Source organism: Streptomyces spinosisporus (assembly GCF_022698145.1).
Lineage (GTDB): Bacteria > Actinomycetota > Actinomycetes > Streptomycetales > Streptomycetaceae > Streptomyces > Streptomyces spinosisporus.
The window spans coordinates 76,272-98,118 of sequence record NZ_JALDAX010000012.1; the positions used below are offsets into that span (position 1 = coordinate 76,272).

The window sequence follows — 21,847 nt, forward strand, 5'->3', positions numbered from 1 at the left end:
AGAGGGTCGAACGTCGGTCGTACATGTATTCGAATTTTGGTCTATGGTGGGGGTGGGACAGTAGGGAACTGATGTTCGAGAGCGGAGGTGCGGATGTCCGGCTTCACACATCTGCACACCGTCTCCGGGTTCTCGTTGCGCTACGGCGCCTCACACCCGGAGCGGCTGGCGGAGCGTGCCTCCGAGCGGGGCATGGACGCCCTCGCGCTCACCGACCGCGACACCCTCGCGGGCGCCGTCCGCTTCGCCAAGGCCTGCGCGAAGGCGGGCGTGCGTCCGCTGTTCGGGGCGGAGCTGGCGGTGGAGCCGCCCGCGCGGATCCGGGACGACGAGTCCGTACGACGGGAGCGGCGGCGCACCCCCGTGCGCGGCGGTGCCTTCATCGACGAATCGACACCACGGGTCACCTTCCTCGCCCGGGACGGCGCCCGCGGCTGGGCCGGCCTGTGCCGGCTGGTCAGCGCCGCCCACACCGCCGACGGTCCGCCCCGGCTGCGGTGGACCGACCAGCACGGCGACGGTCTGACCGTCCTGCTCGGCCCCGCCTCCGACGTCGGGCTCGCACTGGCCGCCGGGCGCCCGGACCGGGCCGCGAAGCTCCTCGCCCCCTGGCGCGAGATCTACGGCGACGCCCTGCGCCTGGAGGTCGTCTGGCACGGCCGCGAGGGCACCGGCCCCGGCTCCCTGCGCCTTGCCGCCCGCACCGTCGGCTTCGCCGCCGAGCAGCAGGTCCGCCCGGTGCTCAGCAACGCCGTCCGCTACGCCGACCCCGGGCTCGGCCCCGTCGCCGACGTCCTGGACGCGGCCCGCCGGCTGGTCCCCGTCGACCCGACGAGGGAACTGGACTCCGGGGAGGCCTGGCTCAAGGACGAGGGCGCCATGTTCCGCGCGGCCGAACGGATCGTGGAGGCGGCGGGATACCGGCGCGACACCGCCCACAGCCTGCTGGAGCAGACGCGCGCGACGGCCGCCGAGTGCCTGGTCGACCCCGACGACGACCTCGGCATGGGCGCCGTCCACTTCCCCGAACCGCACCTGGTCGGCGCGGGCCGCCGCACCGCCCAGCGGGCCCTGGCCTCACGGGCGGCGGCCGGGATGGTCCGGCTCGGTTACGCGGACCGGCGCGCCCACTGGGAGCGCATGCACCACGAACTGGACATCATCGCCCACCACGGCTTCGCCTCCTACTTCCTGACGGTCGCTCAAGTAGTTGACGACGTACGGAACATGGGCATCCGGGTCGCCGCGCGCGGCTCCGGCGCGGGCTCCCTGGTCAACCACCTCCTCGGCATCGCGAACGCCGACCCGGTCGACCACGGGCTGCTGATGGAGCGCTTCCTGTCCAAGGAGCGGGTCGTGCTGCCCGACATCGACATCGACGTGGAGTCCGCGCGCCGCATCGAGGTCTACCGCGCGATCATCGACCGGTTCGGCGAGGAGCGGGTCGCGACGGTCGCGATGCCGGAGACGTACCGCGTCCGCCACGCGATCCGGGATGTGGGCGCGGCCCTGTCCATGGACCCGGCCGACATCGACCGCATCGCCAAGTCCTTCCCGCACATCCGCGCCCGCGACGCCCGCGCGGCGCTCGACGAACTTCCCGAACTCAAGGCGCTGGCGGAGGAGGTCCGGCAGGCGGGCGGGCGGTACGGGCGGTTCTGGGAGCTGGTCGAGGCGCTCGACGCCCTTCCGCGCGGAGTCGCGATGCACCCCTGCGGAGTGCTCCTGTCGGACGCCTCCCTCCTGGCCCGTACGCCGGTCGTGCCGACCAGCGGCGAGGGGCTGCCCATGTCGCAGTTCGACAAGGACGACGTGGAGGACCTCGGACTGCTCAAACTCGACGTCCTGGGCGTGCGGATGCAGTCGGCGATGGCACACGCGGTCGCCGAGGTGGAGCGGGCGAAGGGGGAGCGGATCGACCTGGACGCACTGGCGAGCGGCGACCCGGCGACGTACCAACTCATCCGGTCCACCGAGACGTTGGGCTGCTTCCAGATCGAGTCGCCGGGCCAGCGGGACCTGGTGGGCAGGCTGCAGCCGGCCACCTTCCACGACCTCGTGGTGGACATCTCGCTCTTCAGGCCCGGACCGGTCGCCGCCGACATGGTGCGGCCGTTCATCGAGGCGCGGCACGGGCGGGCGCCCGTCACCTACCCCCACCCGGATCTGGAGGAGCCGCTGAAGAGCACGTACGGGGTCGTCGTCTTCCACGAGCAGATCATCGACATCGTCGCCATCATGACCGGCTGCGGGCGCGGTGAGGCGGACCGGGTGCGGCGCGGGCTGTCGGACCCGGAGTCGCAGGGGCGGATCAAGGTGTGGTTCGCCCAGCACGCGGCGGCGAAGGGATACGACGCAGAAACGATTCGGCGCACCTGGGAGATCGTGGAGGCCTTCGGCAGCTACGGCTTCTGCAAGGCGCACGCGGTCGCCTTCGCCGTGCCGACCTACCAGTCCGCCTGGCTGAAGGCGCATCACCCGGCCGCCTTCTACGCGGGCCTGCTCACGCACGACCCCGGGATGTATCCGAAGCGGCTGCTGCTGGCGGACGCGCGGCGGCGCGGGGTGCCGGTGCTTCCGCTGGATGTGAACCGGTCGGCGGTCGCACACCGTATCGAACTGGTGTCTGAATCTCCCGTGGCGTGGGGACTGCGCCTGGCCCTCTCCGACGTACACGGCATCAGCGAGGCCGAGGCGGCGCGGATCGCGGAGGGGCAGCCGTACGCCTCGCTCCTGGACTTCTGGGAGCGGGCGCGTCCGAGCCGGCCGCTCGCCGGGCGGCTCGCACAGGTCGGTGCGCTGGACGCCTTCGGGGCCAACCGCCGTGATCTGCAACTGCACCTGACCGAGCTGCACCGGGGTGCCCGGGGTGCGGGCGGAGGCCAACTCCCGCTGACGGGCGGGCGGAAGACGGCGCCGGCCGGACTGCCCGACCTGTCGGAGGCGGAGAAACTCAGTGCCGAGCTGGGAGTGCTGTCGATGGACGCCACACACCACCTCATGGACGACCACCGGGCCTTCCTCGACGAGCTGGGCGTGATGTCCGCGCGCCGGCTGCGCGAGGCAAGGCACGGTGAGACGGTGCTGGTCGCGGGCGCCAAGGCGGCCACCCAGACCCCGCCGATCCGGTCCGGCAAGCGGGTCATCTTCTCCACCCTCGACGACGGCACGGGCCTGGTGGACCTCGCCTTCTTCGACGACTCCCACGACGCCTGCGCCCACACCGTCTTCCACTCCTGGCTGCTGCTGGTGCGCGGAGTGGTGCAGCGACGCGGCCCGCGCAGCCTCAGCGTGGTGGGCTCGGCCGCCTGGAACCTCGCCGAACTGGTCGAACTGCGCGCCGAGGGCGGCCTCGACGAGGTGGCGGCACGGCTGGCGGAGCCGGTGCCGGAGGGCGCGGGCGGGGATCCGGCGCGCGGCAGACGAATCCAGATGCCGACCGGATACGAAATGAACCCATGGGCCGATCTGCGACCGGCGGGTCAAGGGCCTTCACAGGTACGGAAGTTGTGGCACCAGAGCCCGGGGAGTGCGGGATGACCATTCTGTGCGTACGTTTCCAGCTGCCGCCGGACGGCGAGGCCACGCTGCCGGGGCTGCTCGGGTTGCTGGAGGAGTTCACCCCGGTCGTCGAGGCGCTGCCGCCCGACGGGGCGCTGGCCGATCTGCGGGGCGCCGAGCGGTACTTCGGGCGCGACGCGGTCGAGCTGGCGGCGGTGATCCGGGTCCGCGCGCTGGCCCTGCACGGCGTCGACTGCGTGATCGGCGCAGGACCGGGTCCGATGCTGGCCCGCGTGGCCCTGCGCGACGCCCGGCCCGGAGTGACGTGCGCGGTGCCCGAACACCCGGACGGCATCGCGGAGTTCCTCGCGGACCGGCCGGTCACCGTGCTCCCCGGCGTCGGCACGGCCACCGCGCGCACCCTGTGCGACTACGGCCTCGACACCCTGGGCCGGGTCGCCGCCGCACCGCTGTCCACACTGCAGCGGCTGATCGGCGCGAAGGCGGCCCGCGAACTGCACGAGAAGGCGAACGGCATCGACCGCGGCCGGGTCGTCCCGAACGCCGTCTCCCGCTTCCTGGCCACCGAACGCCCCTTCGTCCGCGACGAGTTGTCCCCGGACCGGCACCGCCGCGCCCTGCTGTCCGCCGCCGAGGAACTGGGCTCCCGGCTGCGCGCCCTGGACAAGGTTTGCGGCACCCTCACCCTCACCGTCCGCTACGCCGACCGCACCGCGACCACCCGCACCCGCACGCTGAAGGAACCCACCGCCCACTCGCCCGCCCTGACCAGGACGGCGTACGACATGTACGAGTCCCTCGGCCTCCAGCGCGCCCGGGTCCGCGCCTTCGTCCTGCGCGCGGAGGGGCTGAGCCCCGCGGAACAGGCCTCCTACCAGCTGGTCTTCGATCCCGTCGACGAGAAGGTCCGCCGCGTCGAGGAGGTCGCCGACCGCGTACGGGCGAAGTTCGGACCGCACGCGGTGCTGCCGGGGGCGCTGGCGGCGTAGCCGTCACTGCGCCCAGGGGGGCGCGATCCGTGTCCCGTCGGCCAGTTCGGCCTCCAGTCCTGTGGACGTGGTGACCCAGGAGACGGCCGTCCGATCGGTGGGGTTCTCGATACGAACGGTCGCGCCCGGATTGACGATGACCGTGTCGCCCGCCGTGATGTGGTCGGTGCGGCCGTCGAGGGTGATGAGCAGTTCGCCGTCGAGCAGATGGAGGATCTCCTCCCGGCTGACGGTGTGCACGGGCGCCTTCGTGCCCGCCGGGATCTCACCGCGCCAGGCGCAGAGCTCCTTGCTGCCGGTGCGCGTGGTGGCGTACGAGACGAAACGGGCGCCGTGCATCTCGTGCGTGACGGCTTCGGATGTGCGGATGACGGGCATGGCTGCCTTCCGTTCGACGGGTGTGCACAATGGGCGTGCCGGATGGTCAAGTAGCTTGACTACCTGCCCTATGGTCAAGCTGCTTGACCGACGCGTCAAGGGTGTTTCAATGCCCTCGTGCAGAACTCCGAGGCCATGGCCCTGTCCACCACCCTGCTCGCCATCGCCGGTGAGCTCACTCAGCGCATCAATGAGGGGGTCGTCGCCCGCGGGTTCGACGGGGTCAGGCCGGCGCACGGGTTCGCCTTCGTGCGGCTCGCGCCCGACGGGGCGACGGTGACCGAGCTTGCCGTGCACCTCGGGGTGACGAAGCAGGCGGCGAGTCAGCTCGTCGACGAGATCGTGCGCAAGGGGTACGCCGAGCGGCGGGCGCATCCCGGGGACGCGCGGGCGCGGTTGGTCGTGCTGACCGAGCGGGGGTGGGCCTGTACGCGGGCCGCGGAGGAGGCGGCCGCGGAGGTCGTGCGGGGGTGGGGGCAGCTGCTCGGGGAGGGTGAAGTGCGGGCGCTGCATGAGCAGTTGGGGCGTATTGCGCCCTACGGGCGCATCAGGCCCACCTGGTGACGGTTGATCAGCAGTCACTGGCGCGTCGGTTATCACTGGAAGTTTTTACTGACGCGTAACTTCACACTTGCACTACTCGCTCGTAACTTGACGAGTGAACAGCATCCTTCGTGATCCGGATCACAGGGCGTAAGGCCATCGCAACTCCCTTGAGCCGCAAGGAGATCACACGATGCTGCCCTGGAAACGAGTGCTCAGACCCCTCGCCGCCCTGCTGCTGACCGCTGCGGTCGCCGTCGTCCCGGCCGCCACCGCGGCGCACGCCTCGGAAGCTCCCCACACCGGCTGGAACGACTACTCCTGCAAGCCCTCCGCCGCCCATCCCCGCCCCGTCGTCCTGGTCCACGGCACCTTCGGCAACTCGGTCGACAACTGGCTCGCCCTCGCCCCCTATCTGGAGAACCGCGGCTACTGCGTCTTCTCCCTGGACTACGGCCAGTTGTCCGGCGTCCCCCTCTTCCACGGCCTCGGCCCCATCGACAAGTCGGCCGAGCAGCTCTCCGCCTACGTCGACAGGGTGCTGGCCGCGACCGGCGCCGCCAAGGCCGATCTCGTCGGCCACTCGCAGGGCGGCATGATGCCCCGCTACTACCTCAAGTTCCTCGGCGGCGGCGCCAAGGTGAACGCCCTCGTCGGCATCGCACCCGACAACCACGGCACCGCCCTGAACGGCCTGGCCAACCTGCTCCCGTACTTCCCGGGCGCCTCGGACCTGCTGTCCAAGAACACTCCCGGCCTGGCCGACCAGATCGTCGGCTCCGCGTTCCTCACCAAGCTCAACGCGGGCGGCGACACCGTCCCCGGCGTCCACTACACGGTCATCGCCACCAAGTACGACGAGGTGGTCACGCCGTACCGGAGCCAGTTCCTGAGCGGTTCCGACGTGCACAACGTCCTGATCCAGGACCGCTGTTCACTGGATCTGTCCGAACACGTCCTGATCGGTCTCACCGACCGGATCGCCTTCCACGAGGTGGCCAACGCCCTCGACCCGGCACACGCCACCGCCACCACCTGTGCGTCGGTGCTGAGCTGAATCAGCAGAACCGCTGCGACGGAAAAACCGGGGCCTGTCCGGCCTGAGCCGCCGGACAGGCCCCGCCCCCCGTGGGATCTAACGGCCCCCGCGCCTGCGCACCGAGGCGAACAGCGCCGCCGAGCCGAGGGCCAGCGCGGCCGCCCCGCCCATGGCGATGTACGGAGTGCTGCTGCTGCCTCCGGTCTCGGCGAGGTCCTGCACCGACGTGCCCGAACTGCCCGCCGCCTTCGGCTCGTTGGCGACCACGGGGTCGGTCGTCGTAAGGGCGTCCTGGTCACCGTGGCCGTGGTGCTCGATCGTCGACTTGTCGGCGCCGTCCGCGACCTGCTCGTCGGTGGGCGCGGAGGCGGACGGGGCGGGCGTCGAACCGGTGGTCGAACCGGTCGTCGTACCAGCGCCGTTGCCGCCACCACCGAAGGCGACGTCCGAGCAGGAGTAGAAGGCCTCCGGGCTGTCCGAGCGCTGCCAGACCGCGTACAGCAGGTGCTTGCCGGAGCGCTGGGGGAGCGTGCCGGAGAAGGTGTAGAAGCCGCCGGAGGCGACCGGGTCGGTGGCCGTCGCCACCGGGTGCTGCAGGTCCAGGTCCGACCAGGCGAGCGGCTGCGACGGGTCGTAGCCGTCCTTGGTGATGTACACCTTGAAGGTGCCCTCGTGCGGGGCGGTCACGCGGTACTTGAAGGTGTACGACCCGCTGCTCACGCTGGTCGCCGGCCAGTCGGCGCGGGCCAGGTCGAGCCCCTTGAACTCCTCGCTGTTGGCGCTGCACAGCTTGCCGTCCGGGATCAGCGCCTGGTGCTGTCCGGCGGCGTCACCGATGCGGATGCCGTTCCAGTCGTACAGCGCCTGGGTGCCGCCGGCCGCGACGGCCGCCTTGCACGCATCCGACTTCGGGCTCTCCGGGCCCTCCGCGTAGCACTGCGAGACCCGGCTGACCGGGTCGCCCATCGAACCGTGGGCCGACGCGGGGGCGGCGGCGAGGAAGGTCAGGGCGAGCGGGGCCGCGCCGAGGGCGGTGAGAGTGGCGACCTTGCGGCGGCGTGCGGGCATGCGGAATCTCCTCGGAACGGAACGGTCCTGATGCGTGGGGCGGGTCCTGTGGGATGGATCCCGTGGGGCGGATCCCGTGGGGGCGCGATCAGAAACTAGCCCCAAGGAAGCGTGAAATCGCCTGCTGGAGGCGGGTGGGGGAGATCCTTATGGTGGCGTTAAGGGAGTGCTCAGACTGGGATCAGGTAATAGCGTGCGCGGCATGACCGACGAGGAGATCCGGGTCGCCGTGGCCGCCGACGTGCCGGCCGTGAAGGCCGTGACCGATGCCGCGTACCACCCCTACATCGAGCGGATCGGGGTGGTGCCGGTACCCATGCGGGCGGACCACGCGGCGAACGTGGCCGCGGGCCGGGTGTTCGTGACCGGGGATCCCGTCGTGGGGCTCGTGGTGCTGGAGGAGCACGAGGACCATCTGTTCCTCGACAGCATCGCCGTCCACCCCGAGGCACACGGCCGGGGGGTGGGGCGGCGGCTGCTGCGCTTCGTGGACGCACGCGCGCGTGGGCTCGGGCTGCCCGAGGTCAGGCTCTACACCAACGCGATGATGTGGGAGAACCAGAAGATCTATCCGAAGTACGGATACGACGTCGTGGAGCGGCGGGTGACCGGGCCGTACGACCGCATCCACTACCGCAAGCGGCTGGACTGACGCCGTCAGCCGTCCGGCCACCACGTTCTTGCGATGTCTCGGCGCACCTCCGGGCGTCCCGCGGGGCGCTCGTCGGCCTCTTCGCGGACCCTGCGCGAGTCCGACTTTTTCAGGGGCTTGTGCACAGTGGTCCGGCGCATGGCTGCCTCCTTCGGTGCCTACCGAGTTCCCGCGTTCTCACGGTGGTAGACCCTTGTCGGGAGACTGACTCATCGGTCCGGGTCTGTCTGTGGTGGCAGTCACCATTCGACTGTCAGTGGCGGGTGTCACTCTTGGCCTCATGACGGATGACAACGTGGGTCTGACCGGGGCGGACGTCGACTGGGACGCGTCGGCCGCCTCCTTCGACGACGAGCCGGACCATGGGCTGCGCGATCCGGAGGTCCGGCGGGCGTGGGCCGCGCGGCTCTCCTCCTGGCTCCCCGCGCGGGCGAGCGACGTCCTGGATCTCGGCTGCGGCACGGGCAGTCTGTCGCTCCTCGCGGCCGAGCAGGGACACCGCGTGACGGGCGTGGACGCGTCCCCGGCGATGGTCGAGCGCGCGAGGGCCAAGCTCGCGGGACGTGACGCCGTGTTCCTGGTCGGTGACGCGGCGGCACCCCCGGTGGGGGAGCAGCGCTTCGACGTCGTGCTCGTACGGCACGTCCTGTGGGCGCTGCCCGACCCCGGCCGTGCACTGCGGCACTGGCGCGGACTCCTGCGGCCGGGCGGGCGGCTCGTCCTGGTCGAGGGCGTGTGGGGGACGACCCACCCGGTGGGCATCGCCGCCGACACCCTGACCGCCCTCCTCGCACCGCTCACGGGGCGGATACGGGTGGAACGGCTGTCGGAGGAGACGGCGCTGTGGGGAAAGGAGGTACCGGACGAGCGGTATGCGGTGGTGGCGGTCGTGGAGTGAGCGGTCCTCAGGTCAGCAGCGTGCCGAAGGTGCCCTCGTGGGCGAGAGCTTCCAGTTCGCTCAGTGCGGCCAGTGCGGCTGCCGCGGTTTCGGGGTCCGTCCGGGTCAAGCCACTGGCGGCGAACTCGTCCTCGTCCAGCCTGCGTACGTCCCTGCCGTCGGCGGAGCGCCACAGGTCCAGGTCGAGATCCTCGACCACGAGCTCGCTGCCGGCGAGCACGGCGGGGCGGGTGATGTCGCAGTACCAGCCCTTCAAGGCGCCCGCGGAGTCGCGGACCTCCTTCACCGCGTACCAGCGGTCCCGCCAGTAGTGCTCGGTGAAGACGTCGCCCTTCTCGAAGCGGACGAAGCCGAAGTCGCGGACGCCCTCGCCCGCCCAGGGGGCCCGGACGACGATGCGCGTGCCGTCGTCGCCGAGCAGCTCCGCCTCGTAACGGATCTTCGTGCGGCCCGCCTTGACCAGCACGACCTCGAGCCGGGCCGCCTGGCCGGTGGAGTCAGCCGAGTTCGCGGACATACCGCACCTCCGTCGCACAGATCTCGTACCCGAACCACTTGTTGATCGCGAGCATCGGGCCGTTGCCCACGTCGTTGCCCGTGAGTGCCTCCGTGAGGCCGGCGGCGCGGGCGCGGTGCAGGGAGGCGTTCTTGGCGAGCTTGGCGAGGCCACGGCCGCGGAAGGCGCGGGCGGTGCCGGTCATGGCGGTCGCGTAACGGCCGGTCGCGGGGTCCGTGAACGCCACGCTGAAGGCGGCCGGGCGGCCCTCGACGAAGGCGATGGTGGTCAGCTCCCGGTCGAGCAGCGGATGCTTCCAGCTCTCCTCGATCCAGGTCTCGTACTCGGTGAACTCGGTGTCCACGTCGCTCGGTTCGTCCCGGGTGGTCTCCGCGTCCAGCTCGAACAGCGGGCGCGGATCGTCCGCGACATCGGCCGCGGAGCGCAACTCGACGCCGGGCGGCGGGGATTGCAGCGGCGGCAGCGTGCCCTCGGCCAGATCGAGGCGGAGGAAGTGGGCGGAGCGGCCGGCGCGGTAGCCGTGCCGCTCGGCGAAGTCCCGGTTCGCGGGCTCGTCCAGCACCCACGCGAACAGCTTCGTCGCCCCGTGCTCGGCGAGATGCTCCTCGGCGGTGCGGACCAGGAGCCCGCCGGCGCCGCGGCGCGTCCGGTCCGGGCGTACGTAGATGTTGAGCAATCCCTGGCCCGGCTCCGGGCTGTCGTGCGCCAGTTGCACCTGGGCGGTGCCGATCACCTCGCCGTCCTCCTCGGCGACGAGGGACCGGAAACGGGCGTCGGGGTGGGTGTGGGCCAGGCTGTGGACGATCGCGTCCGGGGTCCACAGGATGTACGGCAGGGCGAGGTGCCGTACCCGGGCGAAGTCCTCGACGTCGGTCCGGTCTGCGGGGCGCAGGTCGCGCACGATCACCGTCATGTGGACGCACGCTACGGCGGGACACGCCCCTGCGCCTCTCATTTTCCGGCGGGTGCGGAAGAATCGGCTGCGTGACCTTGAAGATCCACATCGACGACAGTGCTGCCCCGTACGAGCAGGTGCGGGCACAGATCTCCGATCAGGCGCGGTCGGGCGTGCTGCCGGTGGGGTACCGGCTGCCGACCGTGCGCGGGCTCGCCGAGTCACTGGGCCTCGCCGCGAACACGGTCGCCAAGGCCTACCGCGCGCTGGAGAGCGACGGGGTGATCGAGACCCGGGGGCGCCACGGCACGTATGTGGCCGCCGCGGGCTCGGCCGCGGAGCGGGAGCTGGCGGCCGCCGCGCAGGCCTACGCCGAGCGGGCGCGTCGGTTGGGGATGGCGGAGTCGGAGGCCGCGGCCGCGGTGCGGGACGCCCTGCGCGCGGCCTACGGCAAGGAGTGAGCAGGGTTCCGCGAAACGAGGGCGCGGGTGTCAGGGGGTGCGCGTCACCCTGAGGTGCGCCGCGCGTGCCGCCGCCGCGAACGTGGCCGCGTCCTCGACCGCCGCCCCGTTCGGGTCGTTGTTGAAGTACGCGTACACGTCGGCGTCCGCTCCCCATGACTGCGCGATGCGCTCGGCCCAGGTCGTCAGGGCCCGGCGCCCGTAGCGCGGCCACGCCTGCGCGCGGCCCTCGTGGAAGCGGACGTAGCCCCAGTCGGTGGTGCGCCACAGCGGGCCGGCCGGGCGCGCCCGGACGTCGGCCCAGCACAGGGCGGCGCCGCGCGCTGTGAGCACCTCGCGGATCTCGTCGGTCCACCAGGAGTCGTGGCGTGGCTCGACCGCCACGCGCGTGCCGGACGGGAAGCGGCACAGGCACGCGTCCAGCAGCTTCGCGTCGGCCTTGAGGGTCGGCGGGAGCTGGAGGAGGACCGGGCCCAGGCGGTCGCCCAGGCCCGCCGCGTGGCTCATCAGACGCTCGACCGGCTCCTGCGGTTCGCGCAGCCGTCTGATGTGGGTCAGATAGCGGCTGGCCTTGACCGTGACCACGAAGTCCCGCGGCACCCGCTCCCGCCAGCTGACGAAGTTCTCCCGGCTCGGCAGGCGGTAGAACGCGTTGTTGATCTCCACCGTGGCGAAGTGCCGCGCGTACTCCTCCAGCCACAGCCGCTGCGGACACCGCTCCGGGTAGAGCACACCCCGCCAGTCCTTGTACTGCCACCCCGACGTACCGACGAACAGGGTCATACGTCCATCAAAGCACTACAGGTACAGCCCCGCGTCCGCCCCGTCCCGCGGCTCCGGCAGCGCCGTCGGCGAGGTGCCCCGGCGCAGTGCGTACAGCTCCGCCAGGGTGGCGCCCTCGCGGCCGACGCCCTCCTCGCTGCCGAGCCAGTCCACCGCCTCGCGGCGGGTCAGCGGCCCGACCTCGATCCGGGCCAGACAGCGGCCGGGGCGGACCACGGCCGGGTGCAGACGCTCCAGGTCCTCGTTGGTCGTCACACCCACCAGGACGTTGCGCCCCTGGCCGAGCAGGCCGTCGGTGAGGTTGAGCAGCCGGGACAGGGCCTGGCCCGCCGTGTGCTTGGCCTCGCCGCGGATCAGCTCGTCGCAGTCCTCCAGGAGCAGCAGCCGCCAGCGGCCCTTGCCCGTCCCGTCCTCCTCGCCGATCGCGATGTCCATCAGATAGCCGACGTCGGAGAACAGCCGCTCGGGGTCGAGCACGCAGTCCACCTGGCACCAGTCACGCCAGGAGCGCGCGAGGGTGCGCAGGGCCGAGGTCTTGCCGGTGCCCGGCGGGCCGTGCAGCAGGAGCAGCCGGCCCGCGATGTCCTCCGGTGTCGTCTTCATCAGGGTGTCCATCGCCTCGGCCACCGGTGCCGTGTAGTTCTCCCGCACCTCGTCCCAGGTGCCCGCGGAGATCTGCCGGGTGGTGCGGTGCGGGCCGCGCCTGGGCGAGACGTACCAGAAGCCCATCGTCACGTTCTCCGGCTGGGGTTCGGGCTCGTCCGCCGCGCCGTCCGTGGCCTGGTCGAGGATCTTCTCGGCCAGCTCGGCGGTGGTCGCGGTCACCGTGACGTCGGCGCCCCTGTTCCAGCGGGAGATCAGCAGCGTCCAGCCGTCGCCCTCCGCCAGCGTCGCGCTGCGGTCGTCGTCGCGGGCCACCCGCAGCACCCGGGCGCCCGGCGGCATGAGGGTCGCGCCGGAGCGGACGCGGTCGATGTTCGCCGCGTGGGAGTACGGCTGCTCGCCCGTCGCGAAGCGGCCGAGGAACAGCGCGTCGACGACGTCGGACGGCGAGTCGCTGTCGTCGACGTTGAGCCGGATCGGCAGCGCGTCGTATGGGTTCGCAGACATGGCGTCCATGATCCGGCACGGGCGCTCGGTGTGCACCCGGTTTCCGCCGCGTTCGGTGGTGCTTCCGGAATGTCGGCCTCTGTATCCCGCCCATCCTGTTACAGACCTGTGCATTCACAACATCTGCCCTACCTGGCGTTCCCACGGTTACTGTTGCCCTCGATGGGACGTCATGGGTGGACTTCGGGGGCGGGGCGGTGGCGGCTCACCGCGCTGCTCGGGGTGGGCATCGCCGCACTGGCGCTGATCGTGACCCTGATCAACACACTGCCGGGGGGCGGCGGAAGCACCGCCGGCACCTCGCGCAACGGCGACACGGTGCACGGCACCCCGGTGACCCCGCCCGACCAGGACGAGCCCGAGGTGGGCTGGGGCTTCACCCACACCCAGTACAGCGCCGACGAGGGCAGCTCCGCCGCCTCCGAGCGGGTCGAGAAGCTGATCTCGGACGCCGGGGGCATGCCGCAGGACCAGGCGATCATGGGCTGGGGTGCCGACAACCCCGAGCCGGTGAAGGGGCGTTACGACTTCGGCGCGATGGACCGCCGTATCGACTTCATCCGCAGGTCCGGCGGCACCCCGGTGGTCACCCTGTGCTGCTCCCCGGACTGGATGAAGGGCGGCAGGGCCGGCGTCGACAACACGAACTGGAGCCAGTCGTTCCTGGAGACGGCCCCGAAGCCCGAGCACTACGCCGACTTCGCCGCGCTCGCCGCGACCGTCGCCAAGCGCTATCCGGACGTACGTCACTTCATCGTCTGGAACGAGTTCAAGGGCTTCTGGAACGACGCCAAGGGCCGCTGGGACTACGAGGGTTACACCAAGCTCTACAACCTGGTCTACAAGGCCCTGAAGAAGGTCGACAAGAAGATCATGGTCGGCGGGCCGTATCTGGTCATGGACAGCGTCGACCCGCGCGCGGACGAGGCGTCGTCCGCTCTCAAGGGGCCCTGGGGCGCCATGGACCAGCGCATCGTCGACGCCTTCGACTACTGGAACGAGAACAAGGCGGGCGCCGACTTCGTCGTCGTGGACGGCTCCAGCTACACCAACGACGACGAGATGCTGCCCAACGAGTTCGCGGCGACCGACAAGTTCACCGCCGTCGGCAGATGGGTGCGGCAGCAGACGCACGATCTGCCGCTGTGGTGGGCCGAGTACTACGTCGAGCCCGCCGACGGCAACGACGAACGCAAGGGCTGGTCCGAGGCCCGCCGTGTCGCCGTCCAGGCCGCCGGAATGATCGCCATGGTCAAGGGCGGCGCATCCTCCGGCTTCTACTGGAACCCGGAGGACGAGAAGGGCGACGACTGCGCGGGCTGTCTGTGGACGCCGACCGACCAGGGGGACGGCGGCGCGAAGCTGCCGATGTTCGACCTGGTCTCCCGCTTCCACCAGGCGTTCCCGCCCGGCTCCGCCTACACGACCGTGTCCGTGGCCAAGGACGACGTGCCCAACGTCCGTGTCCTCGCCACCGACCGGGCGGTCGTCGTCGTCAACACCCTCGACCGCTCGATCAGCGCCAAGATCGACGGCAAGCGGTTCGAGATGCAGGCGTACGAAGTGAAGTGGCTCGACCGGTAGACCGGCCGAGCCACTTCACGGCACGCGCCCTCACTTCATCGTCAGGAACCGCTGCACCAGCGAGGCCAGGAACACCGCCAGCAGCGGCAGCGAGAACCAGAAACTGCTCTGCAGCCACCGCAGTTGCCGCACGCTCGGCCGCAGCGCGACCCGCACCACCTCGCGCGCCGTCATCAGCACGATGAGCGCGAGCGCGGCGAGGGCGCCGACGACCGACCACGGCGTCCAGGTGATCTGCGGTCCGATCGGACCCGGGTCCGGCTTCGCCACCTTGCCCCCGGGCTGCTTCGCGAGGGTGTAGATGACGGCGTCGTCGTTGACGAAGGCCTTCTTCAGCTCCGGCCGCCGGTCCAGGTTCTGGATGAGCCGGGGCTCCCAGGTGTCCGAATACCCCACGTCCATGCGGAGATAGGTCGTCTGGCTCTCGTTGATCATCAGATACGAGTTCGGGCCCGCGTCCTTGAGCGCCTTGACCAGGCCGGACACCAGCACCGGGTCGGGCGGCGCCAGCGTGGGCACGTAGTTGACCCGCTCCATGTCCTTCGCGCCCCACGGCAGCGCCGGCGTCACGTCGTTGACCGTGTCGTTGCTCAGCCACAGCACGCGCACCGTCGGCTTGTCGTGGGCGTACACGAAGTCCATGGCCGCGACCTCGCCGGGCCGCACCCGCTCGAACGGCTCATTGCCCCAGCGGGCCACCAGGAAGCCGCCCACCAGGAGCAGTCCCGCCAGCAGCGCGGCCAGCGGAGCGAGGCTCACCCGGTCCTTGTCCCGCTCCTCGGCGGTGACACCGGTGCGCGGGAACAGGGCGAGACCGGCGAGGAGCGCCGCGCCCGGCACCGCGAACATGAAGACCCTAAGGGCCATTTCGCCGCCGTAGGACTGCATGCCGAAGCCCAGGAACGGGACGAAGGTCAGCACCAGCAGTGACCGCTCGCGGTACTTGTGGTCGCGTCGGCGCCACCAGCCCCAGCAGGCGAACGCCATCACGCCGCCGGCCAGCAGGACGCGTGTGTAGAGCACCAGCTTGTGCGTCGAGTCGCCGCCCTGGATACGGCCTGAGACCGAGGTGGAGACATTGCTGCCGACCCCGCCGACCCCGCCGAACAGGTCGTTGAAGTGGCCCGACCAGTACGGCTCGGCCATGAAGCCCAGCCAGGCCGCGACCATCACGGCGAACAGGATGGGCAGGCCGCGCAGTTCGGACCTGCCGATCAGGACGAGCACCGCGAGCACGCCCAGCATCACGAACGGCGTGAGCTGGTGGGCCGGGACGCTCGCCGCGTACAGCCCGACCAGTACAGCGAGCAGAACCGCCCTCTGGCGGCGGTCGGTCGGTTCGACCTCCGCCTCACCCGGCCGCGCCTTCGTCCAGATCACGCGCGGCGCCCTGAACCAGACCAGCAGGATCGCCACGAACGTCAGATACAGCAGATACGTGAAGCCCTGCGGGGAGAAGTAGTCCTGCCCCACCCAGCTGCTGAGGACGAAGATCCAGATGCCGGTCCACTTGGCCCGCCAGCTCGCCCGCAGCGAGCGTACGAGCAGGAACATCGGGGCCAGATAGAGGAGTTCGATGGTGGTCGGCCACCAGCGGATGACCTCGGAGAGGTCACTGACCCCGCAGGCCTTGGCGACGAACGCGGCCGCGGCGAAGAAGCCCGGCCAGCTCCAGCGCGCGTCCAGGTCCGGCACCGCGGATCCGGTGCGGTCGATGTAGTCGAGGAACCCGAGGTGCTGCCAGGCCGTCGGGAACCGCGGCTCCGTCTCGATCACCGCGGGCAGCGCATGCAGCGAGACGACCGTCGCCAACAGCGTGACCAGCAGCAGCGCCTTGTGCTCGCGTCCGAGCCAGAGCAGCGAGGCGAACACCACGATCAGCAGCGCGGCACCGACCAGCGTCGGCAGCGGCAGGACGGAGACGAGGCCGAGTCCGCCCATCCCGTCCAGATCGGCCTCGTCGATCCGCAGCGCGGGCACCCAGTACAACAGCAGCGCGGCGGCCAGCAGACAACCGAGGACGACTCCGAGACGGCTGGGCTGCAGCCGCTCGCGCCAGGAGAGAGCCGGGGGTGCGGGTTCGCGCACCTCAGTGTCCCGGCCCTCTTCCTCCTGGGCCTCCTCGGGCGGCTCCTCCGTGACGAGCGAGGCCTCCGCCTCCCGTACGACCTCCTCGCCGAACTCGGCTCCGAACGGCGCGTCGACCTCGGCCGGTCCCAGCGAGGCCTCCGAACCCGGCTGCCGCTCCTCGACGGGCAGACCGACCTCCGGGTTCTGCGCCCAGGCCGGCCGGTGGTCGGGAGGCAGGACGGGTGTCCCGGTGGGCGGTGTCCCCGGCCCCGGGCGCACGTCCGGGCGGCGCTCCACATGGTCGAAGTCGACATGGATGCCGAGCGCGAGGGTGTCGGTGTCCAGCGCCCAGGCAGGCCCGCGCCTGCGCGGCGTCTCGCCGCCCGGGGCCTCGCGAGCCCCCAGGTCGGCGAGGTCCCCGTCGGGTGCCGCGTGCTCGGGCACGGCTGCGCTCGGAGCGGCCCGGAGAATCCCGTACAGCTTCGGGGCGGCGATCGCGACGATCACCGCCAGCGAGGAGATCTCGGCGACACCGGCGCCGGTCAGCCCCATGCGGGGGAGCAGCAGCAGGGTCAGACCGAGCACCAGGGCGCACAACAGGCCCTGCAGCCAGGCGAGTCCGGCGGTGCGGCTCTGCGCGCGCAGCACCGCGAAGTACGTCTCCATGACGACCCTGAGCAGCGCGCCGACCGCGAACCAGCGCAGCAGCGGCGTCGCCGCGTCCGCGTAGCCCGCGCCGAAGACCCCCAGGATCCACGGGGCCCCGATGAACAGCACCCCGCAGATCGGCAGCATGATCCGCGCCATCCGCTTGAGCGCGGCACGGGTGTTGGCGGCCAGCCGGGCCGGGTCGTGCGAGCCCTCGACGGTCAGCGAGGCGCCCATGTTGATCGCGAGCAGATTGACCGTGCCGCCGATCGTGGTGGTGATGTAGAAGTACGCGTTGTCCTCGGAGCTGACCTGCGAGGCGATGATGACCGGGATCAGATAGACCACGGCGAGCGAGAACAGCGAGCCGGTGTAGTCGCCCGAGAGGAACTTCCCGATCTCCCTGAGCGTCGGCGGTTTGGCACGGTCCTCGGTCGCCTTCACATGCCGTGGCACCAGACGCCGGAAGACCAGCCAGCCGAGCGGGATCACCGAGGTGGCGATCGCGGCGACCCAGGAGACGAAGACGCCGGTCGTCGGGATCGCCACCGCGAACGCGACCAGCAGGCCCAGCTTCACCGCGGAGAACACGGTGTTGCCCACCGGCACCCAGGGCGCGCTTCTGAGCCCGGTCAGCACGCCGTCCTGGAGGGTGAGCAGGTTCCACGCGACCACGGCGACGATGAACCCGAGGCCGTTGAGCGGCCCGTGCAGGAAGCGGTACGACGGCCCCCACACGTTCAGCGTCAGCAGGAAGACGCCCGCCGCGACCGCCACGACCAGCGAACTGCCCGCGTACGTACGGAAGATCAGCCGTGCGGTGGCCCGCCCGGCGACGGGGATGAAGCGGGCCAGGGCGCCGGTCAGGGTCACCGCGGTCAGGCCCGCGAGGAACTTCATCGCGGCGATCGCGGCCGAGCCCTGGCCGACCGCATCCTCGGAGTAGTAGCGGGCCGCGGCCAGCCAGAAGCCGAGCCCGAGCACGGCCGAGATGCCGGTGTTCAGCATCAGCGCATAGGCGTTGCGGAACAGCTGGTTGCCGTCCTTGTTCCGGCCGAGCCCGGGCAGGCGAAGACGGCGCCCGGACTGCTCGGGCGCCTCGGTCGGCGGCGCTTCCGCCTCGGTGGTGGTCGTCGTGTCAGACACGGGAACGGATGGCCTTCCGGCGGACCTGACGTGCTCTTCGGACCATGGCGTACCCCTTGGTGAGGACGCGGTCCCTGGCGAACGTACGGGCGATCGCGCGGCCCTCGACCAGCCGCTCGAACTCCTCGATGCCCGTGCTGCGGCGCACGGTCACGCGCTGCAGGGCGTACGGCCCCTGGCTGCGCCGCGCGAGGCCGTTGCCGACGGCGAGCGCCTGCGCGTACCCCGTCTCGCGCACGGCTTCGCGGACCCGGCGGCTGGAGTAGCCGTAGGGGTAGGCGAACGAGGCCGGGGCGGTGCCCAGTTCGTCGCCGACGATCTCCCTGCAGTGGACCAGCTCGTGCCGCAGCGCGTCGTCGTCGAGCTGGTCGAGCTGCGGATGGGTGTGGCTGTGGCCGCCGATCTCGACGTCGGCGGCGGCGAGTTCGCGCACCTGGTCCCAGTCGAGCATGGTGTCCAGGCCGCCGCCCATGTCGTGGGCGCCCCTGAGCCAGCCCGTGGAGACGAACAGGGTGGACGCGAAGCCGTGCTTGGCGAGCACGGGCAGGGCGTGCCGGTGCACGCCCTCGTAGCCGTCGTCGAAGGTGATCAGCACGGGCCGGGCGGGCAGCGGGCGGCCCGAGCGCCAACTCGCCGCCAGATCGGCCGTGTTGACCGGGGTGAGTCCTCGGTCGCCGATGCACGCCATCTGCTCCGCGAACGCCTCGGGTGTTACCGACAGCTCACGGGTGGCGTCGTTCGGCGCGGTCGCGACCGAGTGGTACATCAAGACCGGCACCGGTGCCTCAGTCATGAGAGCCCCCCTCGCTCACGAGAATCTCCCCGCTCATGAGACGTTCCCTCGATCTCGACGACGGAGAAGGTCGCGTCGCCTCGGCGTGCCCGCACACTCCCCACCACGTACCCGCCGGCCGCCGTCAGCACCCCGGCGACGATCGCACCCGCCCGGCCCGCACCGCCCGGCCGGGCCAGCACGGCGTCGCGCAGTCCGCGGGCCACGCCGGCCGGCAGGACCCGGGTGGCGTACCGGCGCTCGGACTCAAGTCCCTTGTCCGCGCCCACACTTCGCGCCACCAGCGCCTTCGACAGGCCCTCGGCGTACGCCCGCGTGCGGAAGTACCCGAAGTGCTCGCGGGCCTCGGGCACCCTGTGGTGGATCACCGCGCGGTCGTCGATCAGGAGGATCGCGTCCGGTCTGGCGCGGGTGAGCCGGATGCACAGCTCCGTCTCCTCGCAGCCCAGCGGCCGCTTGTCGCCGTCACGGCCGATGCCGGTCGCGAAACCGCCCGCCGCGTCGAACGCCGTACGCCGGAACGAGGCGTTGCCGCCGAGGACGTTGCGCACCCGGACGCGGCCAGGCGGCAGTCCGAGGTAGGTGCAGCCGACCACCCAGTCGAACTCCGCGGGGAACCAGGCGGGCCGCCGGCCCGACGCCCAGATCGGCATCGTACGGCCGCCGACGGCCATCACCCGCGGATCGGCGAACCCCTCGGCGAAGCGGCGCAGCCAGTCCCGCTCGGCCACGGCGTCGTCGTCGAGGAAGGCGATCACCTCGCCGCCGGAGGCCGCGATCCCGGTGTTGCGGCCCGCGGACAGACCACGGGGGCCCGCGTTGGCGAGCACCCGTACCTCGTCGGTCTCCTTGTACTCCTTGGCCAGCCGGTCGAGCAGCGCCGGGTTGTGGTCGACGACCAGCAGGGTCTCCAGGGCGGGGTGCGACTGCGCCCGCACCGAGGAGACCGCCGCGAGGATGTCCTCCCAGCGGTCCTCGGTGTAGACGCAGATCACGACGGAGATGTCGGGATCGCTCAAGACACCTCTCCCTGAACCGAGTCGAGCCGGGCGGAGTCGAGCATCGGCGAGTGGTGTTCCTGCCGGCGCAGCTCCTTGCGGTTCGACCGCTCCTTGAGGATGACCTTGAGCACCCGGAACCCGTCGCGCACGGCCCGCAGATTGCTCGCGCCGTGGATGCGCAGATACTCGTAGCTCGGTATCTCCTGCACCTTCAGACCCGCCTTGACCACGCGGATGTTGATCAGGGTCTCGATCTCGAAGCCGGTGCAGTCCAGCGAGATCTTGTCCAGGCAGTGCCGCCAGAACGCGTTGTATCCGTAGCAGAGATCCGTGTAGCGGGCGCCGAACTTGCGGTTGACGACGGTGCACAGCGCCCAATTGCCGAGCTTGCGGATGAACGTCATGTCGTCGGTGCCGCCGCCGTTGGCGAACCGGGACCCCTTGGCGAAGTCCGCGCCGGAGACCAGCGCCGAGACATAGCTGACGATCTCGTTGCCGTCCGCCGAGCCGTCCGCGTCGACCATCACGATGATGTCGCCGGTGCACGCCTCGAACCCGGTGATCAGCGCGTCGCCCTTGCCCTTGCCGCGCTGCTCGACGACCTTGACCTCGGGCCACAGCTCGCGGGCCACCTGGACGGTGTCGTCGGTCGAATTGCCGTCCACGAGGACGACTTCGTGTATCCAGTCCGGAAGTGTCTTGAAGACGTAGGGGAGATTCTCCGCCTCGTTCATGGCGGGAATCACCACGCTCACCGGTGGCGCGATGGCCAGGTGAGAGGAGATCGGCCGGTATTTGCTGGCAGTTGACGGGTCTTGGCCCGTGGTCGCCGGCCGAAGAACTGAACTCATGAGTCTGGTCCCTCTCGTCCGGTGGACCGCCCGCCCCTGGGCGGCCCGGTTATGTGTCCGGTTCGAAAGGGGGGTTCACGTCTGCGGCATCACGAAATGGATCTCCGTGCATGCCGAGACGAGCTGGCAAAGCTGGCCGGCCGCCTGCCGAGGAAACGGCAGTCGGTCGCGCGGCACGACTCGGTCACAAGTGCGGTCACCGAGCACGGCACCCCCCTACCGCGCCCCGCTCCGGCTCCATCGCGGTCCTTGAGCCCTCCCCTGGAGCCGCTTGATGATGGACCGTTGCGGGTGAGATGTATGACGGTATTGACGATTGAACCCGTATGGCAAGGCCTGGAACGAGGCCTCACGTTTTTGTTGGTTTGACCGTTGCACAGCCCACCAGAAGCAGCAAACTGATCACGGCCACTGCGATGATTCCGCCGCGCACCGACCAACGGTGAACGGCCAACATGCCTTGCGCCACCAGCATGTTGAGCACAACGGCACCCGCGATCGCGCCGAGAGCGCGACCGAGGGGCCCCAGCCCGCGCAGCGCGGCCCAGACAGCCGTCGCGGGCGCTGCGAGCAGGAAGAACAGGGTGAACGGGCCGCGCAGGGGTGAGTCGGAGTCGACGAGCGCCAAGAGCGCGCCGAATCCCCCCACGGCCGTCGCGGCACCCGCGAGCACGGGCGACAGGTCCCTCCCCGGTCCTGATCGCTCCCGCTGGGCGCCCGATGGTGATGGTCTCTTGATATGGATCGTCTGCATTGGCGACTTTGCCCCCCGACGCGCCGGATGCCGGGCTTCACTGTCGCGCAGCGCAAGAGGGGCGTCAAGGTGCTGAAGTGGCCCATACCGGTTCTTGTGCATTCTTGAACAAGGCTGACGCGAGGGCATCGGACATGAACTTGTC

19 protein-coding genes are annotated in these 21,847 nt (G+C 70.9%); 8 read left to right on the plus strand and 11 right to left on the minus strand.

All coding sequences use genetic code 11. The features are described from left to right. The first annotated feature begins 93 nt into the window (after nt 1–93). Both MQN93_RS28225 and MQN93_RS28230 read left to right on the plus strand, forming a co-directional pair. Nucleotides 94–3,540: a DNA polymerase III subunit alpha gene (locus tag MQN93_RS28225; RefSeq protein ID WP_242711783.1), complete on the plus strand. Its 3,447-nt coding sequence runs from the start codon at nt 94–96 to the stop codon at nt 3,538–3,540. Further along, entirely contained in the window at nt 3,537–4,511 is a 975-nt protein-coding gene (locus MQN93_RS28230; RefSeq protein WP_242711784.1) for a DNA polymerase Y family protein, read from the plus strand. Before MQN93_RS28225 ends, MQN93_RS28230 begins: the two co-directional genes overlap by 4 nt. 3 nt (nt 4,512–4,514) lie before the next feature. On the opposite strand, the gene MQN93_RS28235 is transcribed toward MQN93_RS28230, so the two are convergent. Next, a complete protein-coding gene (locus tag MQN93_RS28235) occupies nt 4,515–4,889 on the minus strand; it encodes a cupin domain-containing protein (protein ID WP_242711785.1) in 375 nt (124 codons plus the stop codon). Between the two features lie 117 nt (nt 4,890–5,006). Between MQN93_RS28235 and MQN93_RS28240 the strand changes: the two genes are divergently transcribed. Both MQN93_RS28240 and MQN93_RS28245 read left to right on the plus strand, forming a co-directional pair. Beyond that, nucleotides 5,007–5,453, plus strand: a complete 447-nt coding sequence (locus tag MQN93_RS28240; RefSeq protein ID WP_242711786.1) for a MarR family winged helix-turn-helix transcriptional regulator — start codon at nt 5,007–5,009, stop codon at nt 5,451–5,453. A gap of 172 nt (nt 5,454–5,625) precedes the next feature. Continuing rightward, the gene (locus tag MQN93_RS28245) at nt 5,626–6,489 is read left to right on the plus strand and encodes an esterase/lipase family protein (protein WP_242711787.1); all 864 of its coding nucleotides are present in this window, start codon (nt 5,626–5,628) and stop codon (nt 6,487–6,489) included. A gap of 78 nt (nt 6,490–6,567) precedes the next feature. Here the strand turns inward: MQN93_RS28245 and MQN93_RS28250 are convergent, their stop codons facing one another. Beyond that, nucleotides 6,568–7,539 (minus strand): lytic polysaccharide monooxygenase auxiliary activity family 9 protein, encoded by a 972-nt coding sequence (locus MQN93_RS28250; RefSeq protein WP_242711788.1) that lies wholly within the window; start codon nt 7,537–7,539, stop codon nt 6,568–6,570. A gap of 202 nt (nt 7,540–7,741) precedes the next feature. Between MQN93_RS28250 and MQN93_RS28255 the strand changes: the two genes are divergently transcribed. Together MQN93_RS28255 and MQN93_RS28260 are read left to right on the plus strand one after the other, a co-directional pair. Then, nucleotides 7,742–8,191, plus strand: coding sequence for a GNAT family N-acetyltransferase (locus tag MQN93_RS28255; protein WP_242711789.1), 450 nt, complete (start codon nt 7,742–7,744; stop codon nt 8,189–8,191). Between the two features lie 280 nt (nt 8,192–8,471). Next, complete coding sequence (locus MQN93_RS28260) at nt 8,472–9,089, plus strand: class I SAM-dependent methyltransferase (RefSeq protein ID WP_242711790.1); 618 nt, start codon at nt 8,472–8,474, stop codon at nt 9,087–9,089. A gap of 7 nt (nt 9,090–9,096) precedes the next feature. Here MQN93_RS28260 and MQN93_RS28265 read toward each other — a convergent pair whose 3' ends face one another. Both MQN93_RS28265 and MQN93_RS28270 read right to left on the minus strand, forming a co-directional pair. Continuing rightward, on the minus strand, nt 9,097–9,606 hold the full coding sequence (locus tag MQN93_RS28265) for a ribonuclease FAU-1 family protein (RefSeq protein ID WP_242711791.1): 510 nt from the start codon (nt 9,604–9,606) through the stop codon (nt 9,097–9,099). Continuing rightward, nucleotides 9,587–10,519 (minus strand): GNAT family N-acetyltransferase, encoded by a 933-nt coding sequence (locus tag MQN93_RS28270; protein ID WP_242711792.1) that lies wholly within the window; start codon nt 10,517–10,519, stop codon nt 9,587–9,589. The genes MQN93_RS28265 and MQN93_RS28270 overlap by 20 nt, the downstream gene beginning before the upstream one ends. Before the next feature lie 71 nt (nt 10,520–10,590). On the opposite strand from MQN93_RS28270, the gene MQN93_RS28275 reads away from it, so the two are divergent. Next, nucleotides 10,591–10,962, plus strand: coding sequence for a GntR family transcriptional regulator (locus MQN93_RS28275; protein WP_242711793.1), 372 nt, complete (start codon nt 10,591–10,593; stop codon nt 10,960–10,962). Between the two features lie 30 nt (nt 10,963–10,992). Here MQN93_RS28275 and MQN93_RS28280 read toward each other — a convergent pair whose 3' ends face one another. Continuing rightward, entirely contained in the window at nt 10,993–11,745 is a 753-nt protein-coding gene (locus MQN93_RS28280; protein ID WP_242711794.1) for a DUF72 domain-containing protein, read from the minus strand. 15 nt (nt 11,746–11,760) lie between these two features. Continuing rightward, entirely contained in the window at nt 11,761–12,855 is a 1,095-nt protein-coding gene (locus MQN93_RS28285) for a DUF5925 domain-containing protein (RefSeq protein ID WP_037782201.1), read from the minus strand. 162 nt (nt 12,856–13,017) lie between these two features. Here MQN93_RS28285 and MQN93_RS28290 point away from each other — a divergent pair, with 162 nt between their 5' ends. Continuing rightward, entirely contained in the window at nt 13,018–14,439 is a 1,422-nt protein-coding gene (locus MQN93_RS28290; RefSeq protein WP_242711795.1) for a GH39 family glycosyl hydrolase, read from the plus strand. Nucleotides 14,440–14,469: 30 nt separating this feature from the next. Here MQN93_RS28290 and MQN93_RS28295 read toward each other — a convergent pair whose 3' ends face one another. From MQN93_RS28295 to MQN93_RS28315, 5 genes are all read right to left on the minus strand, one after another. Next, the gene (locus MQN93_RS28295; RefSeq protein WP_242711796.1) at nt 14,470–18,303 is read right to left on the minus strand and encodes a lipopolysaccharide biosynthesis protein; all 3,834 of its coding nucleotides are present in this window, start codon (nt 18,301–18,303) and stop codon (nt 14,470–14,472) included. Continuing rightward, on the minus strand, nt 18,296–19,096 hold the full coding sequence (locus MQN93_RS28300; protein WP_242711797.1) for a polysaccharide deacetylase family protein: 801 nt from the start codon (nt 19,094–19,096) through the stop codon (nt 18,296–18,298). The genes MQN93_RS28295 and MQN93_RS28300 overlap by 8 nt, the downstream gene beginning before the upstream one ends. Continuing rightward, nucleotides 19,093–20,115, minus strand: a complete 1,023-nt coding sequence (locus MQN93_RS28305; RefSeq protein ID WP_242711798.1) for a glycosyltransferase family 2 protein — start codon at nt 20,113–20,115, stop codon at nt 19,093–19,095. The genes MQN93_RS28300 and MQN93_RS28305 overlap by 4 nt, the downstream gene beginning before the upstream one ends. Further along, nucleotides 20,112–20,948, minus strand: a complete 837-nt coding sequence (locus MQN93_RS28310; RefSeq protein WP_016434507.1) for a glycosyltransferase family 2 protein — start codon at nt 20,946–20,948, stop codon at nt 20,112–20,114. Before MQN93_RS28310 ends, MQN93_RS28305 begins: the two co-directional genes overlap by 4 nt. A 349-nt stretch (nt 20,949–21,297) precedes the next feature. Continuing rightward, nucleotides 21,298–21,576: a hypothetical protein gene (locus MQN93_RS28315; protein WP_308404424.1), complete on the minus strand. Its 279-nt coding sequence runs from the start codon at nt 21,574–21,576 to the stop codon at nt 21,298–21,300. Nucleotides 21,577–21,847 lie beyond the last annotated feature (271 nt).